Origin of the sequence: Microtetraspora glauca, from assembly GCF_040656155.1 — a bacterium.
GTDB lineage: Bacteria > Actinomycetota > Actinomycetes > Streptosporangiales > Streptosporangiaceae > Microtetraspora > Microtetraspora glauca.
Genome location: NZ_JBFALK010000035.1, coordinates 1 through 14,667, shown reverse-complemented (window position 1 = coordinate 14,667; position 14,667 = coordinate 1). Strand labels below are relative to the sequence as shown.

16 protein-coding genes and 1 pseudogene are annotated in these 14,667 nt (G+C 64.6%); 11 read left to right on the top strand and 6 right to left on the bottom strand.

The window, feature by feature from the left end; genetic code table 11:
* Window positions 1-57: 57 nt before the first annotated feature.
* Window positions 58-198, bottom strand: coding sequence for a hypothetical protein (locus AB0I59_RS39825; RefSeq protein ID WP_358141773.1), 141 nt, complete (start codon window positions 196-198; stop codon window positions 58-60).
* A 102-nt stretch (window positions 199-300) separates the two neighbouring features.
* Window positions 301-915, bottom strand: a complete 615-nt coding sequence (locus AB0I59_RS39820; RefSeq protein ID WP_358141771.1) for a hypothetical protein — start codon at window positions 913-915, stop codon at window positions 301-303.
* Between the two features lie 249 nt (window positions 916-1,164).
* Here AB0I59_RS39820 and AB0I59_RS39815 point away from each other — a divergent pair.
* Window positions 1,165-1,347 (top strand): annotated as a pseudogene (locus AB0I59_RS39815) (NAD(P)-binding domain-containing protein); the annotation flags it as partial.
* 167 nt (window positions 1,348-1,514) lie between these two features.
* Window positions 1,515-2,669, top strand: coding sequence for an epoxide hydrolase family protein (locus AB0I59_RS39810; protein ID WP_061255836.1), 1,155 nt, complete (start codon window positions 1,515-1,517; stop codon window positions 2,667-2,669).
* A 204-nt stretch (window positions 2,670-2,873) separates the two neighbouring features.
* Here the strand turns inward: AB0I59_RS39810 and AB0I59_RS42205 are convergent, their stop codons facing one another.
* Entirely contained in the window at window positions 2,874-3,116 is a 243-nt protein-coding gene (locus tag AB0I59_RS42205) for a hypothetical protein (RefSeq protein WP_435831188.1), read from the bottom strand.
* A 167-nt stretch (window positions 3,117-3,283) separates the two neighbouring features.
* Between AB0I59_RS42205 and AB0I59_RS39800 the strand changes: the two genes are divergently transcribed.
* The 3 genes from AB0I59_RS39800 to AB0I59_RS39790 all read left to right on the top strand — a co-directional run bounded on the left by AB0I59_RS39800 (window position 3,284) and on the right by AB0I59_RS39790 (window position 5,761).
* Window positions 3,284-3,538, top strand: a complete 255-nt coding sequence (locus tag AB0I59_RS39800) for a hypothetical protein (RefSeq protein ID WP_358141768.1) — start codon at window positions 3,284-3,286, stop codon at window positions 3,536-3,538.
* Window positions 3,539-3,565: 27 nt separating this feature from the next.
* Window positions 3,566-4,834: an FAD-dependent monooxygenase gene (locus tag AB0I59_RS39795; RefSeq protein ID WP_358141766.1), complete on the top strand. Its 1,269-nt coding sequence runs from the start codon at window positions 3,566-3,568 to the stop codon at window positions 4,832-4,834.
* 687 nt (window positions 4,835-5,521) lie between these two features.
* Complete coding sequence (locus AB0I59_RS39790; RefSeq protein WP_358141763.1) at window positions 5,522-5,761, top strand: site-specific integrase; 240 nt, start codon at window positions 5,522-5,524, stop codon at window positions 5,759-5,761.
* Between the two features lie 55 nt (window positions 5,762-5,816).
* Here AB0I59_RS39790 and AB0I59_RS39785 read toward each other — a convergent pair whose 3' ends face one another.
* Window positions 5,817-6,290 (bottom strand): GNAT family N-acetyltransferase, encoded by a 474-nt coding sequence (locus tag AB0I59_RS39785; protein ID WP_358141760.1) that lies wholly within the window; start codon window positions 6,288-6,290, stop codon window positions 5,817-5,819.
* Between the two features lie 340 nt (window positions 6,291-6,630).
* On the opposite strand from AB0I59_RS39785, the gene AB0I59_RS39780 reads away from it, so the two are divergent.
* Window positions 6,631-7,173 (top strand): GNAT family N-acetyltransferase, encoded by a 543-nt coding sequence (locus AB0I59_RS39780; protein ID WP_358141757.1) that lies wholly within the window; start codon window positions 6,631-6,633, stop codon window positions 7,171-7,173.
* A gap of 377 nt (window positions 7,174-7,550) precedes the next feature.
* Window positions 7,551-8,447 (top strand): hypothetical protein, encoded by an 897-nt coding sequence (locus AB0I59_RS39775; RefSeq protein WP_358141754.1) that lies wholly within the window; start codon window positions 7,551-7,553, stop codon window positions 8,445-8,447.
* An 81-nt stretch (window positions 8,448-8,528) separates the two neighbouring features.
* Here AB0I59_RS39775 and AB0I59_RS39770 read toward each other — a convergent pair whose 3' ends face one another.
* A complete protein-coding gene (locus AB0I59_RS39770; RefSeq protein WP_358141751.1) occupies window positions 8,529-8,822 on the bottom strand; it encodes a hypothetical protein in 294 nt (97 codons plus the stop codon).
* Window positions 8,823-9,005: 183 nt separating this feature from the next.
* Here AB0I59_RS39770 and AB0I59_RS39765 point away from each other — a divergent pair, with 183 nt between their 5' ends.
* The 4 genes from AB0I59_RS39765 to AB0I59_RS39750 all read left to right on the top strand — a co-directional run bounded on the left by AB0I59_RS39765 (window position 9,006) and on the right by AB0I59_RS39750 (window position 13,940).
* On the top strand, window positions 9,006-9,248 hold the full coding sequence (locus AB0I59_RS39765) for a hypothetical protein (protein ID WP_358141747.1): 243 nt from the start codon (window positions 9,006-9,008) through the stop codon (window positions 9,246-9,248).
* Between the two features lie 709 nt (window positions 9,249-9,957).
* The gene (locus AB0I59_RS39760; protein WP_358141745.1) at window positions 9,958-11,994 is read left to right on the top strand and encodes a hypothetical protein; all 2,037 of its coding nucleotides are present in this window, start codon (window positions 9,958-9,960) and stop codon (window positions 11,992-11,994) included.
* Window positions 11,991-12,467 (top strand): GIY-YIG nuclease family protein, encoded by a 477-nt coding sequence (locus AB0I59_RS39755; RefSeq protein ID WP_358141742.1) that lies wholly within the window; start codon window positions 11,991-11,993, stop codon window positions 12,465-12,467. Before AB0I59_RS39760 ends, AB0I59_RS39755 begins: the two co-directional genes overlap by 4 nt.
* A gap of 480 nt (window positions 12,468-12,947) precedes the next feature.
* Window positions 12,948-13,940, top strand: a complete 993-nt coding sequence (locus AB0I59_RS39750) for a hypothetical protein (RefSeq protein ID WP_358141739.1) — start codon at window positions 12,948-12,950, stop codon at window positions 13,938-13,940.
* A 31-nt stretch (window positions 13,941-13,971) separates the two neighbouring features.
* Here the strand turns inward: AB0I59_RS39750 and AB0I59_RS39745 are convergent, their stop codons facing one another.
* Window positions 13,972-14,205 (bottom strand): hypothetical protein, encoded by a 234-nt coding sequence (locus AB0I59_RS39745; protein ID WP_358141736.1) that lies wholly within the window; start codon window positions 14,203-14,205, stop codon window positions 13,972-13,974.
* Window positions 14,206-14,667 lie beyond the last annotated feature (462 nt).

Genomic DNA, 14,667 nt, shown 5'->3' with positions numbered 1-14,667 from the left:
GGCTGGCGATCAACCTCTTCATCTCCGCCGACACGTGCGTGTTCAGGTTGTCCCACATCACCACCAGCGGACCTTCAGCCTCTCTTCTCCCGAGCGCAGGCGCTTCCGCACCGCCTCCGCCTTCTCAGAAGAGCGCGGCACCTTGTTGCTTTCCTGGAGCGCGTATGCGGCGTCGGAGAGGTGGCCATGGTCGATCATCCGTTTGATGAGGCTGTCACTGCCGAACCATTTGCCGTTGCGCCAGTAGGTGGGATGGCACGCAGCCGATCGAAAGGGACACGACTCGGCATTCTCAATTCATCACACAGAAGCCGGTACGGCGGGCTCGACCACGCGGTGCCGGCCGTCAGTCAGCCGCGACGCACGGGACACACGGGCCAGCGCCAGGAAGGAGATCAGCAGGAAGGCGGCGCCCAGCGGCATGAGGTCCTTCTCCACGAACGGCACCAGGACGTCGGCGATCACCAGGACGGGCGTCCACGCCTTGACGCGGCGCCGGATCGCAAGCTGGAGGACCAGGCCGATCTGGGCGACGAAGAACAGCAGCGGCCCGAAGTCGTAGATCACCTGCTGCACCCCGGGAACCGCCTGGACCTGATCGAACAGCGCGCCCATCGCGGCGTGGTCGGCTGACCGGAACCCCAAGACGATGTCGATGACGAACTGAGCGATCAGCGTGGCGATGCCGACATATCCGGTGGAGGCCAGCCCAGTGGCCAGGCGTCCGCGACCGGCCAGCCTCCGCATCTCATGAAAGGCCACGGCGAAGAACGCCAGGGCGCCGATGAAGGCCAGATGCCCGGTCGTCCAGGCGACCCCGGGACCGCGGCTGCCGTCCAGGCCGTCCAGGATGCGGATCACGCCGTAGGTGAAGGTGAGGACGGGGGCGGCGACGAAGGCGATACGGGGGTTCATCTCGTTGACTCCTTAGCTGCGATGACCTCCCCAATCCTGGTTTCCCACGGCCGCACGGACATCGCCGAGGCGAGCGAACTCCCACATCCCTCTCGAGAGGGATCCGTCATTCCCCCGGATCAGGCGGCCGGTCCCCGCCGTCGTCGTCTCCAGCCGCCACCCGCCGGCCACACGTGATCGGCCGCGGGATCGACCACCACTGGGACTGATGGACCATGCGTTGGCCACGGACCTCTTGCGAATGGTCACCCGATCACCGTCTGGAACCGCTCGTCGGCCAAGGCTGACGATCTCGTCGCCAACGGCGCCACCCTGGCCGGCTCGATCAAGAGCGCGGTCGAGGCAAGCCCACTCGTCATTGTCTGCGTGACGGCCCGCCGAGCAGGCGGATTAACCGAGATGAGGCCGCAGGCCACCCCGAAACGGCAATAAAGTCATGATCTGCGAACCCAATAGGGATATAGTCTCCCAAGCCACGTAACGCGAGGAGGTGAGCCCGATGACCACGAACCACCCTGTCCGGGCACTCCTGGCCGCTGCGTCTGTCTGACCGGCACTCAGGAGCGCCCGCCCGTCGAGCACTCCTGAACGAAGGAACAATGACAGTCAAGCCCTTTCAGATCTCCGTATCCGATGATGTCCTGAACGACCTGCGTACGCGCCTCGCCCGCACCCTCTTCACGGCGGCGTCAGACACCACCTACTGGGCCGCCGGGACCGATCCCGGCTACCTGCGCGAGCTCGTCACGTACTGGGCGGACGGATTCGACTGGCGCGCGGCCGAGACGGCGCTCAACGCCTACCCGCATCACATCGCCGAGATCGCCGGACAGCAGGTGCACTTCGTGCACCTGCGCGGCAGAGGCGCCGAAGGCGCGCCCGCGCCGTTGCCGCTGATCCTGACCCACGGCTGGCCAAGCAGCTTCGTGGAAATGCTGCGAGTCGCCGAGCGGCTGGCCGACCCGGCTGGCCACGGCGGTGACCCCGCTGACGCATTCGACGTGGTCATTCCCTCGCTGCCCGGTTTCCTGTACTCCGAGCTGCCGCAAGGGCCGTTCACCCGCAGGGGCGTCGCCGAGACCTGGCACACGCTCATGACCGAGACCCTCGGCTACCCGCGCTTCGGGGCCTTCGGCGGTGACATCGGGGGCGGGGTGACGCAGTGGCTCGGCGCCCTCTACCCGGGCGAGGTCGTCGGCGTCCACGTCACCTCCGCAGTGATCACGACCGACTTCCGGGAGCAGCCGCCGACCGCCGAGGAGGCGGCATACCTCGAAGCCCTCAGCGCGTACGACGCCACGGACCAGGGCTACAGCGAGATCATGTGCACCCGGCCGGACACGATCGCCGCCGCACTGGCGGACTCCCCGGCGGGACTCGTCGCATGGATCATCGACAAGTATCGCGACTGGAGCGACTGCGGCGGCGACCTGGAGACCCGCTGGGACAAGGACACCCTGCTGACGATCGCGACCCTCTACTGGGCCACCGGCACCATCGGCTCATCCTTCCGGCAGTACTACGACTACCCCCAGAACAGACCGGTCCCGAACATCACGGTGCCCAGCGCGGTGACGCTGAGCAACGAACCGGCCTACGCGAACATCCCCCGGAGCCTCACCGAACGTCTCTGCACCGACCTGCGCCACTGGAGCACCCCGGAACGGGGAGGGCACTTCATGGCTCATGAGGAACCCGAACAGGTCGCCAACGAGCTGCGCGCCTTCTTCCGGCCCCTCAGGTCCGGAAGCTGACGTCCGTCCCCCCGCGGCCACCGGCCGCGGGGGGACTCGCGGGACGTGGCCGGCGTGACGGGAGTCACCGGAAGCGCCCTTCTCTGAGCCTGATGTCCGATACGGTGCGGGTGCCGATTATTCATCCGGCCAGGTAAATCCGCATGGTGGTACTCCCTGAGGACGCCTCCCCGTCGGTCGCGTCGGCGAATGTCGAAATCGCAGCTACGCGATCGGCGCGCTACGCCTGCTCGGCTTCACCAACATCACCGACGGCACCCGATGGGCGCGCACTTCCATAATCCGCTGATCGCTAACCTCGTGCTCGCGCTCGGCCACGCCGAGTACTATCCCCGCTTCGGCTTCGGCCCGGCCTCGCGCCATGCCATCCGGCCGCCCTTCGACGTCGAGGACAAGTACATGATGGCGCTCGTCTTCGACCACCCGGCCCGTGCCGTGCGGCACCATCCGCTACCCGGCCGCGTTCGGAGTCTGACCCATGGAAGGGCGTCGAGCGCGGGCTGCCACCGCAGCTCCACATCGGCTACGGCGACCCCGACGTCGACCTGCACCGCTCCGACCCGCTGCTGCTGCACTGCTACCCCTTCCACCGCAACGCCGGCTTCCTCGCCCAGGTGTACCCGAACATCTACTTCGACGTCGGGCTGGGAGTGGGCTACACCGGGGCGCGCAGCGTGGCCGTCGTCGCCGAACGCCGGGAGCCTGCTCTCCGCCTACCTCGCCGGATCTTCCCGGAACACATCGGGCCGGACGAGCCGCTCGTGCCGGAGTTCCGCGACCACCGGGACGCGCACGTGCCCTGGCGGCTCGGCGCCTGGCTTGATGACCTGGGTAGACACCACTGCCTGCTACTCTATGATGCTAATTAATCACAATGCGTAACAACGGGGGTTATTGTGAAGATCGCCTGCGTCGGCGGCGGACCCGCCAGCCTGTACTTCTCGATCCTGATGAAACGGGTGGACCCATCCCACGACATCACCGTCCACGAGCGGAACCCAGCCGGTTCGACATACGGCTGGGGCGTGACCTACTGGGACGGACTACTCGACTACCTCCACGGCGCCGACCCCGAATCCGCACGCACCATCGAGGAGAACTCAGTCCACTGGGACAGCTGGGAGATGCACGTTTATGACCGCGCCACGGTGGCGACGGTGGCAGGGGAAGACTGGGGCGAAGGCTTCGGCATCGGCCGGCATCAACTGCTCGACATCCTCACCGAACGCGCCCGCTCCCTCGGCGTGCACATCGAGTTCGAACACGAGATCACCGACAAGGACGAACTCGCCGACGCCGACCTCGTCGTCGCCGGCGACGGCGTCAACAGCCTGCTGCGCGAACGCCACACCGACCACTTCGGCTCCGAGATCACGGTCGGACGCAACGTCTACGCCTGGCTCGGCACCACCAAGGTCTTCCGCTCCTTCACCTTCACCTTCGTGGAGACCGAGCACGGCTGGATCTGGTGCTACGGCTACGGATTCAGCAAAGACCACAGCACCTGCGTCATCGAATGCTCCCCCACCACCTGGAAAGGACTCGGACTCCACCAGGCGAACAAAGCCGACAGCCTGGCCCTCCTGGAGAAACTCTTCGCCGACATCCTGGACGGACACCCGCTGATCGCCCAGGCGCACACCGAAGACGGCACACAATGGCTGAACTTCCGTACCCTGACCAACCGGACGTGGTACCACGACAACCTCGTCCTGCTCGGAGACGCCGCGCACACCACCCATTACTCCATCGGCGCCGGCACCGCCCTCGCACTGGAAGACGCCGCCTTCCTGGTCAACGCATTACACGGGGAGACGCAACTCCAGGCCGCCCTCGCCCGCTACGACCGGGAACGCCAAGCCGCGATCCGCCTCTCCCTGAGAGCGGCCCGCTATAGCGCCCGATGGTACGAGAACCTCCCGCGCTACGTCGGCCTTCCACCGGAGCAACTGTTCGAACTGCTCGGCCAGCGGCGCTCCCCGCTCCTCCCGCACGTCCCACCACGGCTGTACTACCGGCTCGGCCAGGCGGCCGATCAGTTGTACTACCTGCTCGGCCAGGCGGCCGATCAGTTCAGGTCGCTACGCAACCGCGGGCGCCGGCCGGACCCCGGACCACATGAACCAAACACGCCGGGACAACCGGACGAGATGATCACGCGCTGACCCGCCCCGGGACGAAAACGCGACCACCGGCGCCGCCGCACCACGTACGCCGAGGCGGAGCCACCGCCGCGCACCGCCGCCGAACGCCGACACGAAGTCAGACCTCACGACACGGCCCTGAACTCCTACCGCTACGAAACGAGCGGGACTGTAAGAACAACGGCTCTGTCGCAGATTCGGTGGTGACGGAACGTCCCGGCACGACGGTAAATCGTGCATGATCTCGACGAGCTTGTGAATGTGGTGTTCTCCGGGTTATCGCCACTGGTCGTGAAGAACGTGGCGGACGAGGGCGAGTGGATCCAGGTGCGGGCGCGAACCCCGGACAGGCCGGTCGCCTGTCCGGGCCGCGGCCGCTTGAGGCGCACAGGAGGTGGACTGCGAATCCGTTGCTGTCAGCGTTGCTGCCACTGGAGATCAAAAAGCCCCGAACGATGATCGGTTTGGGGCGATTGGGCTGTTCAGAGAGTGTAGTCAGGGGCACTGTCGAACTGCCGACCTTCCGCTTTTCAGGTGTAGCAGTCGCCCTGTTGCCCATCGAAGACCTGGGGTCGAGGGTAATCGACAGTGCCCGTCGTGTGTGGCCATCCTCCGCGAGCACATCGCAGAGTTCGGCGTTCACGAAGACGGGCGACTGTTCCGTACCTCGCGGGGTGGCGTGATTTCCATCGGCACCTACTGCGAGGCATGCACAAAGCTCAGATCCTGGCGCTGACGCCGGAACAGGTCGCGTCCCCACCGGCGGCCCGGCCTTACGATCTCCGGCACGCAGCCGTCTCGCTCTGGCTCAACGCAGGGGTAGCCGCTCCAGAGGTGTCCGAACGCGCCGGGCATGGCGCGGACGTGTTGCTCAGGGTCTATGCGAAGTGCATCGACGCCGGTGTAGAGATCGCCAACCGGCGGATAGACGACGCCTTCGAGACATGAGGGCGCAAGGTAGCGTCAGAGGGTCCCGGTCATCCCGGGGCCCTCTTCGTTTCGCCTAGCCCAGGCGCAGGATGCTTTCCTCAATTTCAGCGTTTCGCGCGGGCGCGTACGAGGTCTCGGTGCCGGTGATCGTGAAACCGGCCTTCTGCAGGACCCTGAGCGAACCGAGGTTGTCACTGGCGGCACGGGCATACAGCGGGCGGACGGGGACGAGCTCAAGGAACTGGGCGAGAGCTTGGGTGGCGACTCCTTGCCCCCACGCCGCGCGGTCGATCCAGTAGGTGACCTCGGTGTCCCCTTCGATGACGAAGCTGCCGATGCTGCCGACCAGGTGACCATCCCGGGTCACCGCACGCAGGATGACATCGGGGGACGTCCTCAGCTTCGACATGTGCGCATCGAACGCTTGGCGATCGTCGGGGTCCTTGGAAGTGAAGGCGGCCATCTGAACCGACTGGGGATCGCGCATCTGGTGGAACAGCGCATCCAGGTCGCCGTCCTCAACACCCCGCAACGCCACACCCGACATCGACTCTCTCCCTATCACCTGGCCGTTTCAACTTGTGCAGCAACCTAACAGCGACTTCCGACAGTCCTGCCCGAAGGAGTCGCACGAAACAGGTGTCGACGACACGTGAAAACTGAGCGTCGTTGACAACAGGAGAGCATCGCGAACGGCGCCTGACCGGAAACCCGAGCTGACTGCGCACAGCACCATCGGACCTGGCCGGTAGCTCCCAGCTCGGTCTTCCCGCGCATGTCCGCTCCGCACCAACAGGCCCATGCACCTCCCCTGTTCCGCCGAATCCAGGGCGAAACCCCCGCTAATTTGTTTGCCGCCGGCCAGCCTGGCCGGATAGGAAGCTTGGGTGCTAAAAGGCAGCAAAGTCGGGCTCAGGGCCCGGCACGAGGACGACATCCCGATCCTGCGGACCGAGCTCTACGACGACGTGGTCAATTCCGCGCGGTCCGAAGGGCGGCCGTGGCGGCCGATCACGCCCGGCTCGAAGGACTCGCGGCTCGTGGTGGACGACAAGGAGCAAGGGCACGTCCCGTTCTCCGTGGTGGAGCTGGACGGCGGCACGCTGATCGGCACCGCGACGCTGTGGGGCATCGACAACCACCACCGGTCCGCGCACATCGGGCTGGGGCTGCTGCCGTCGGCCCGCGGCAAGGGCTACGGCACCGACGTGGTCGCGGTGCTGTGCCACTACGGTTTCGTCGTGCGCGGCCTGCAGCGACTGCAGATCGAGACGCTGTCGGACAACGCCGCGATGTTGCGCTCCGCCGAGCGCAACGGCTTCGTCCGCGAGGGCGTGCTGCGCTCCTCGGCCTGGGTGATGGGCGAGTTCCTGGACCAGGTGCTGCTCGGGCTCCTCGTCCAGGAGTGGAAGCCGGCCTCGAAGGGCTAGCCCACCTGCGAAAACGCGCCGTGATCCATCCCGGATATATCCCGGGAACAGCGGCCGGGGGCTGCTCTCGGTGGCCTACGACTGCACATGGGTGGAAACGATCAACGGCGTCCAACCGTAGCGAAACGCTGGTCAGACGCCGTTGTCGGAGATGGGAGCGGAGAGCGTGGGATTCGAACCCACGAGGAGCGTCAAGCCCCTAGCGGTTTTCAAGAGCACTACGGTTACTCCACCCGTACGACCTCTGACCTGGGGCTCAGCTTCGAGTAGAGGAAGAGCCCAGGAAGATCATCCCGCATATATCCCGCGCCTACTGCGCCCGCGGTCTCCATGATCGCTCCCTATATCTCTCTGCATCTCGCCGGTAAGCTCCGGCCATGACGGAGAGGCAAGCTGACGGGCACGCACACCTGTACTACCCGCCGATCCTGAATGGGCTGGACTACCTCGACAGCGTGGTGGATCACTTGTCCGGGGAGCCCAACCCACGCAACCTGAAGTATGCGGTACTGCACCTGCAGGCCGCTACTGAAGTGCTCTTGAAGGCTCGTCTACTCCAGGAGCACTGGAGCCTGGTCTTCAAGGATCCTGGACGCGCGGACCGAGGTCGCTTCGAGAGCGGTGCCTTCGAGAGCTGCGCTACCAGCGAGGCCATCATTCGCCTGCGCAACATCCTCGCGGTTGAACTCCCCAAGTCGGCCACGGATGAAATCAGCCAACTCACCAAGTGGCGTAATGCCCTCCAGCACTACGGTCTGATAGCGCCGGCGCCGGCAGTGGAGTCGCGCGCCGCGCACATACTGGACTTCCTCCTACTGTTCATCAACGAGTACCTGATGCCAGGTCTGAGTGGCGAGGATGCGGAGTACGCCTACGAGACCGCTTACCACATCCGCAGTCGGCTCAGCCACATACGAGCCCTCATTCAGGCCCGCATGGACCGGCTCAGTCCCGTGCTTGCCCCACATGCCGAGCGAACTGTGAGCTGCCCCGATTGCGGCCAACTGGCCCTGGTCGTGGGGTCTGCACCGCTTCGCTGCCGATTCTGTGATGAAGAGCACCGCAATCCCGTGAACTTGGCGCAGTTCTACGTCGGGATTGCTCTAGGCAAAGAATGGGAGCCGGGCTACGAAGATTTAGCGACCTGGCCAATCCAGAGGTGTCCAGGTTGCGCCGAGGATACCTTGGTGCTGGAGGCTGGCACAGCCGCCGCCCCAAGGAGTCACACGCCTCTGTGTTTTGCATGCGGAGGCATCTTTCCAACCGGTGGCTGAAGGGAGACCTACGGCACCCGCTTTAGGAGAGCGTTGGTTCTTCTGGTTGGCAGGTGGTCTCGACCTGCGACGACATCGTATTCATTGATCACGTCGTGCTTGATCATCCCGTGCATGTCTCGCACGCCCACAATCGGTCACCACCTGGCTCGGTGACTGACGATCGTTCTCGGTGATCAGGACGCGTGTGGCGACCGTGCCGGCGGCCGACGCCGCGGCGATGGTGTGCTTGCCGTCCTTGAGGGCGGTGGTGTCGGGATCCGCGCGAAAGGCCGCGGGCCGGCGCGTCCACAAGGAACTCGAGGTCGACCCAGTCAGCGGGTTCACGTTGTTGCCGCAGTTGCCGTCCCCCATGCCGTAGGAAGACGTCAGCATCTGGCCTGCGGCCGTGCCGCTGGCCGGGTGAGGGCGATGTTCGAGATCGTGAAGTCGTCGCGGTTGTTTCCGTACGACCCCCGGGAACGGCCTCAGAAGTAACCCCGTGCTGCCAGTCATCTGAAGCCTCAATGAGTAAGACACCTCTGCGTTGCGGCTCGCAGAGGCCTAGCATGGCTTGCCGTGAAGCAGGTCGACGTTGGATATCGGCATGAGCCATGCGGGCATGTGGTGGTGTTCCGGGAACCCCATCCGGAGAACCCGAGCAGAGAGCCGACACCGCCTGGCACGGTGGTCGACGTGCAGTCCGGCCCGGGCGTCTGGATTTGCCCATGTAGTGAACGCATTGCCCGGGCTGTAACCATCACCTCAGCGGAGTTGGAAGATCTGCGTAGCAGCGGCACGCTGGAAGCCCAGTTCGACTGAAGGCTGACACTCGGCCGCATCAGGCACGAGCCAGGTTAGTGAACGTCCGCTTTTCAGGCGGAACGATCACCCAGTCCGCACACTGAAGACCGTGGTCAGACGGTCGCGTACGACTGCCGCAAGGTCTCATTGGTTGCCGACGTTGCTGTCACCACCGCTGTCACCTCAGCCATGGCCATCGGTCTGCTTGCTCTCTCTGACTGTCGGTGCCGTCGGACGGATCCGATTCGGGCGAGTCGTAGTCCTTCACCGCGAGCGGGTCTCCCGAGGTCCAGGCTGAGGCCTGATTCGTCACGGTTCACCACGAGATCAACGATGACGGCGGACCGTGCAGGTTATCAGTCACTTCGGGAAGGTTAACCGAGGCGTCCGTGGTGACCATCACCTCCGTCGGCGGGCGTCTTGTTGAGAAGCGAGAGGTTTTGTCGGAGATGGCTGCTACCGTCTTCGACGGCGATAGTGCTCCCCCTTCTCGACGGGCCCGCTCCGTGGATCTCATACGGGACGGACGACTACGCCATCGCAGGCCGGTGGCGCTCGGACAGCCTCGCTCGAAAGTGGAAGTGCTCCGGCTGTCAGGCCTTGGCACCCTGCCAGGGCCCCGCGGACGGGAACGTGGCATGAAGGGGAGCTTGCCCTTCGCGTTGATCGCACGGCCAGTAGGGGCGCCGTGCAGCGCACGGCGTGCTAGATCCGCGAAGGAGCGAAGATGACGGAGCTCATCTCCCAGACCTCCGAGGATGAGGTGCAAGGTATCGCCCTCATCGAGTTGGAGGCGCGCGCAAAACGTCTCAAGCAGATGACCTTTGGGCAATACAAGGCAATTCGACAGAGCGCGATCGACCTGGGATCGCCGCCCGAGGTCGCGTCCACCCTGCCGTGGTTGGCAGCTGACCCGCAGGCGATGGTGTCCGCATTGCGCGCGGCGGCCTCACGCGAGGAGATCATCGTGCGCGGGGTCCTCGGCCACGCGATCGAGGCCGACGTGTTGACCGCATTCATCCTGCGGTCCCTGGAGAACATGCGCGCTGAGGAACACCGGTACCGAGGCAAGTTTAATCTTCCGCGGTACACCAGCCTCGAAGACAACAGGGCTCTGCGGGCGGACCTGTCGGCGCATGCGTCGGTGGCTGCCGCGAGGACCTATATCGCCGAGCAGTTGCAGGTGGTCGATGGTCACATCGACCGCCGCAGCCCGTACGGTGAAGACATTCGCCGCAACGGTATCCGTCGCGGTGGCGTGCTCTTCCCCGTGGTTATCGACCTGCCTGGCAAGCAGCGGATTGGTGGGTTCGACAGCACCGACTGCTACAGCAGGACCCTGTTCGCGCAGCAGCACAGCGGCATCACGGTGCCCGACGTGCTGGACTGGTGGCTGGAGTACCCGCCGACGACTACCAAGGAGTTCAAGGATCACCCGCTCAAGTTGATGCGGGACAAGCTCGTGGCCGTCGCCGAGAAGATCGGTGCGGGGAAGCCGGTCAGCGAGGAGGAGTCCCAGGCGGTGCTGCGGGCTGTGATGCCCAAGACCATGCTTGTCCTCGCGGTCCGTGACACCGAAGGCCTGGGAATCGACGAGGTCCGGCGGCGTCTGGTCAGCGAGCGGCACCTGGACAAGCAGCTTGAGTTCACCATCGACACGAAGAACGAGACGCGCGCTGAGGCAGTGATCGCCGAGGTAGCCCGTCGGGGACTTCTGCCCGAGCACCCCACCGTCGCGCAGCGGGACCTGCTGGAGCTGCTGGAAAATCCCCGCCCGCTCGTCGACGCCGGCAACTTCCACGGCGACGACGTCGCCGTGGTGGCCGCCGCGGTCTTCCTGCCCACGCCCCGGTCCCCCATCGACCGGTTGATCTTTCCGGCGATCGCCAGCCGTGGCGTGATCGCCCCGGACGACCGGAGAAAGGGGTTGCGGTCCGAACTCGCTGCGCAGGTCATCATGCGCGTGGTCGATTCGGGTGTCGGGGATCGGGAGCTGCGCAAGTCCGCGCTGGAACGCGCGCTGCGCAACCCCCGACTCAAGGGCGTCGTCTTCGACGACGCGCCTGTACCGGAATTGCTTTCCGCTGCGCTCGCCGAACTCGAGGAGTTCGAGCGGGTCAAGCGGCGTGGTGATCCGCCTGTGTGGGGTCCGGCGATGCGGCAAATCACGTTGCGGGGCGGGTTCTACCTGTTCTTCGGCCGCAATCTCGGCCTGGGCCGCAGCCCGGTCGGCGGCAAGGCGGGCGGGGACAACCGTGAGCCCACCCAGATCATCGAGCACCTCGGCACAACCACGGCCGGCCTCAATCAACTGGCGCAGGCTATATTCGACGGACGCAAAGGGCTTAAGGTGCGCTTGCTGGACGCTGACGCCCCCGCGGTCCAGGATCTCGACACCGAGCCTGCAGAGGACGACGTTCTCACCGACGCAAAGTTGCGAGCCTGGCTCGCCGGTGCGGCCGCTAAGGCCGACAAGGATCGGCAAGGAGAGGATGACAGCGCACGGGCCCGCGTCGCCCAGGACGCACTCCATGCTCGCGAACTCACCGACGAACTTGAGGATACGGTCGGCCGGATTGGGACACATGCCGACGCCGTGGATACCGATAAGAAGGGCAAGCCGTACGTTGCGCTGCACGGCCTGCAGGACCCCGACAAGCTCAGGCACCGCCTCAGCAGGCTGAGCAAGCAGCTGTCCAACTGGCACACGGCGCACGAGGTCCTCAACGGCAACATGGACATCGGGGACGGTGACGAAGAGTGACCCGTCCGGCTATCACCTTCGACATGGCCCGGGCCCGCCAGGTCCATGACGTCCTGTCGAACCTCATCCCGGGGATCGGCCATCCGCAGCCGTACAACCCCCTGGGCGTCGTTACGGGCTCGCTCTTCCCCATCATCGTCCCGGTCGAGGAGGTCCTCCGCGGTCACGTATACGGCGAGGTGACCAGCGCGGTGTACGTCATCACCGACGACGCCTACACGGTTCGCTACGTCGGCTCGGTCGACCGCTCCTCTCCCGCCCTGCGGAATAGGATCAGAGCCCACCTTGCCCCCGGCACGATCGCGCGGCAGGCATGGACCGGTGTCGGGCTGATCCGAGTACCGGATGAGCTGCGGCATGAGAAAGTCCTGCTCTGCGAAGGCTGGGCGGGACGTGCCCTCGATCCGCTCGACAACATCCGGCTCCCGCTTGTGGGCGGGCGGTCGTGGACGCCCCGCCGCCAGGCGGCGTAGCTGTGTTAAGGGTGGCCGCACGGGTGCGGCCACCCTACAGATCGCATACTGGCATGGAAGCATCTGCAGCGTCAGCAGCCAATTATCGACGTGGTCACGCATAGCCTCAAGGACGGTCTGCCGCTCAGCTGGTGCGCAGTCCCTTTTAGCCCAAGCCGCTCAGCCGTAGGCAGCTAGAAAGGAAAATCGTAGAGCCGAGGTGCACCGTCTTAAGGGTTAGGTTAGCGCTCGGATCAGCCGTAACCCTGCAGTAGTCACTGCAGCCGTCCACGGGCCCGATCTTTGTGGCATTGTAGGGCCATGCCAAGGTTAGCGACGCGACCGAGACACGTTTCTGCGCCGTCCAGGAGTAAGGGTCTCATGCCCATGTGGGTGGCGCTTACGCTTACCCTCCTGGTAGCGATTATCACGGCAGCTGGTCTAGCCTGGGCAGCGCTAGTCTGGCTTGCGATACCCAATAGGCCCGCCCAGCCCACCACCGTGGCCAATCTGCTGGAAGTCATAAAAATCTCTCTCAGCATCGTGGCTGGCATCGGCGGGGTAGTCGCCTTGGTCGTCGCCTACCGCAAACAGCGCCTCACCGAAGATGGGGAGAAGCGCGAACAGGCGAAGCTGTACATCGAACGGTTTGATAAGGCAACGGACAAACTTGGCCACGACAGCCCTGCAGTACGTTTGGCTGGCATCCACGCCCTGGCTGCTCTAGCGGACGACTGGGAGGGTGAACGCCAGATGTGCATCGATGTGTTGTGCGCCTACGTTCGCATACCGGCCGAACCAGAACCGGAGGATGAAGATGAACCAGCAGCCGTGGCCGCCTGGAAGGGCATAACCGAGGTTCGCGCCACTGCAGTGCGAGAGATAGCCTCTCGGCTACGTGCGGATGCTTCGGTTCCTTGGCACGGGTACAACTTCGATTTCACAGGAGCCACCTTCAATTCAGGCCCTGACTTCACTGGGGCGGTATTCTCTGGCGGGCGAGTCTCATTTGACGATGCAGAGTTCGACGGCGGCGAGACGTTCTTCCGCGAGGCTCAGTTTTCTGGAGCACTAGTCTCGTTCGTCGGTGCGAGATTCACGCGCGCTGACCTATTTTTTGAGTCCGCAACTTTTTCCGCAGGAGAAGTTCTATTCACTCACCTCGAAAGGGTGCCCCATATCTTTTTCACAGACGTCACATTTTCGGGCGGCAGAGTATCCTTTGCCGCCTCAGAGTTTTCCCGTGGCGGAATAACCTTCAATAGGGCAAGGTTCTCTGGTGGCGAAGTTCACTTAAGGCCGGCATACTTTCCCGACAACGGGCACCTTACACTAGACTTTTCCCGGGTCGCGTCTTGGGATGTGCCTCCCTTACTACCCGAGGGCTCCTACCCCACAATCATATTTCCGCCCGAAGCGCAGACACCGCGCGAGAAACCAGGCGATCCGGCCGCTCGCACCCAACCGGGTTTGCAGGGAGAAGACCACGTTTAGGGACTGTGCCCGGGCAAGGCAACGCGGACCTCTATAGGACAATTTGCTCGATGGCCTGGCTCAGCGTGTCGGGTGTACACAGCACCACTTCCTCCTGGACTGCCGGGGTCAAACCTGCACCCCAGGCGACCCCCACCCCGAAGGGCTGGCCCGCGGCTGCCAATGCCGGATCGAACGCCCTCCGGTAGGCCAGCATGTCCACCAGGGCATGCCGGGCAGCCGCTTCGAGGAACTGGCCGAGCTTCGGGTGACCCAGTGGGCTCACATGCTCGGCTTTCGCAAGCTGCGAAAATAGCTGAAGGTAAGCGCCATAACACGACATCGCAGGGCGATTTATGCCCGAAACGGATCGTTGTAGTTCGGAACCTATCAGGGGAACCATGAGAGCTTGAGGTTCCGAACCACTTCGCGTGGCGTGCCGGCCGCAATGGGGCCCGGCGGTGAGTCCGGGGAGAAGCGGTTGAGCGACGTCGTCACCCAGCGCGGCTGGACGCTGCCGCAATGGAACCCGGTGGTGAGGCCGGGGGTGAAACTTGGGCCTGCTGATTGGAGCAGAGTATGCCTCTGCATAGCCGCAATGGAGCCTGCCGGTGAAGGGAGTGAAACCGCACAGGTCCAGGTTGATCCCAGTTACAACTCCTAACAAAATGATCTCCACCGTATCCAGGCGGCCTGCTGATCGTTGATCCGCTCGTGAGGAAGGGTGAACAGCCGCCGTGGATCGTGC

Excerpts from the sequence above, each read along its gene's own strand:
- AB0I59_RS39825 (WP_358141773.1), bottom strand. The coding sequence starts at position 198 with ATGATCGACCATGGCCACCTCTCCGACGCCGCATACGCGCTCCAGGAA.
- AB0I59_RS39820 (WP_358141771.1), bottom strand. The coding sequence starts at position 915 with ATGAACCCCCGTATCGCCTTCGTCGCCGCCCCCGTCCTCACCTTCACC.
- AB0I59_RS39810 (WP_061255836.1), top strand. The coding sequence starts at position 1,515 with ATGACAGTCAAGCCCTTTCAGATCTCCGTATCCGATGATGTCCTGAAC.
- AB0I59_RS42205 (WP_435831188.1), bottom strand. The coding sequence starts at position 3,116 with ATGGTGCCGCACGGCACGGGCCGGGTGGTCGAAGACGAGCGCCATCAT.
- AB0I59_RS39790 (WP_358141763.1), top strand. The coding sequence starts at position 5,522 with ATGCACAAAGCTCAGATCCTGGCGCTGACGCCGGAACAGGTCGCGTCC.
- AB0I59_RS39785 (WP_358141760.1), bottom strand. The coding sequence starts at position 6,290 with ATGTCGGGTGTGGCGTTGCGGGGTGTTGAGGACGGCGACCTGGATGCG.
- AB0I59_RS39775 (WP_358141754.1), top strand. The coding sequence starts at position 7,551 with ATGACGGAGAGGCAAGCTGACGGGCACGCACACCTGTACTACCCGCCG.
- AB0I59_RS39770 (WP_358141751.1), bottom strand. The coding sequence starts at position 8,822 with ATGCTGACGTCTTCCTACGGCATGGGGGACGGCAACTGCGGCAACAAC.
- AB0I59_RS39760 (WP_358141745.1), top strand. The coding sequence starts at position 9,958 with ATGACGGAGCTCATCTCCCAGACCTCCGAGGATGAGGTGCAAGGTATC.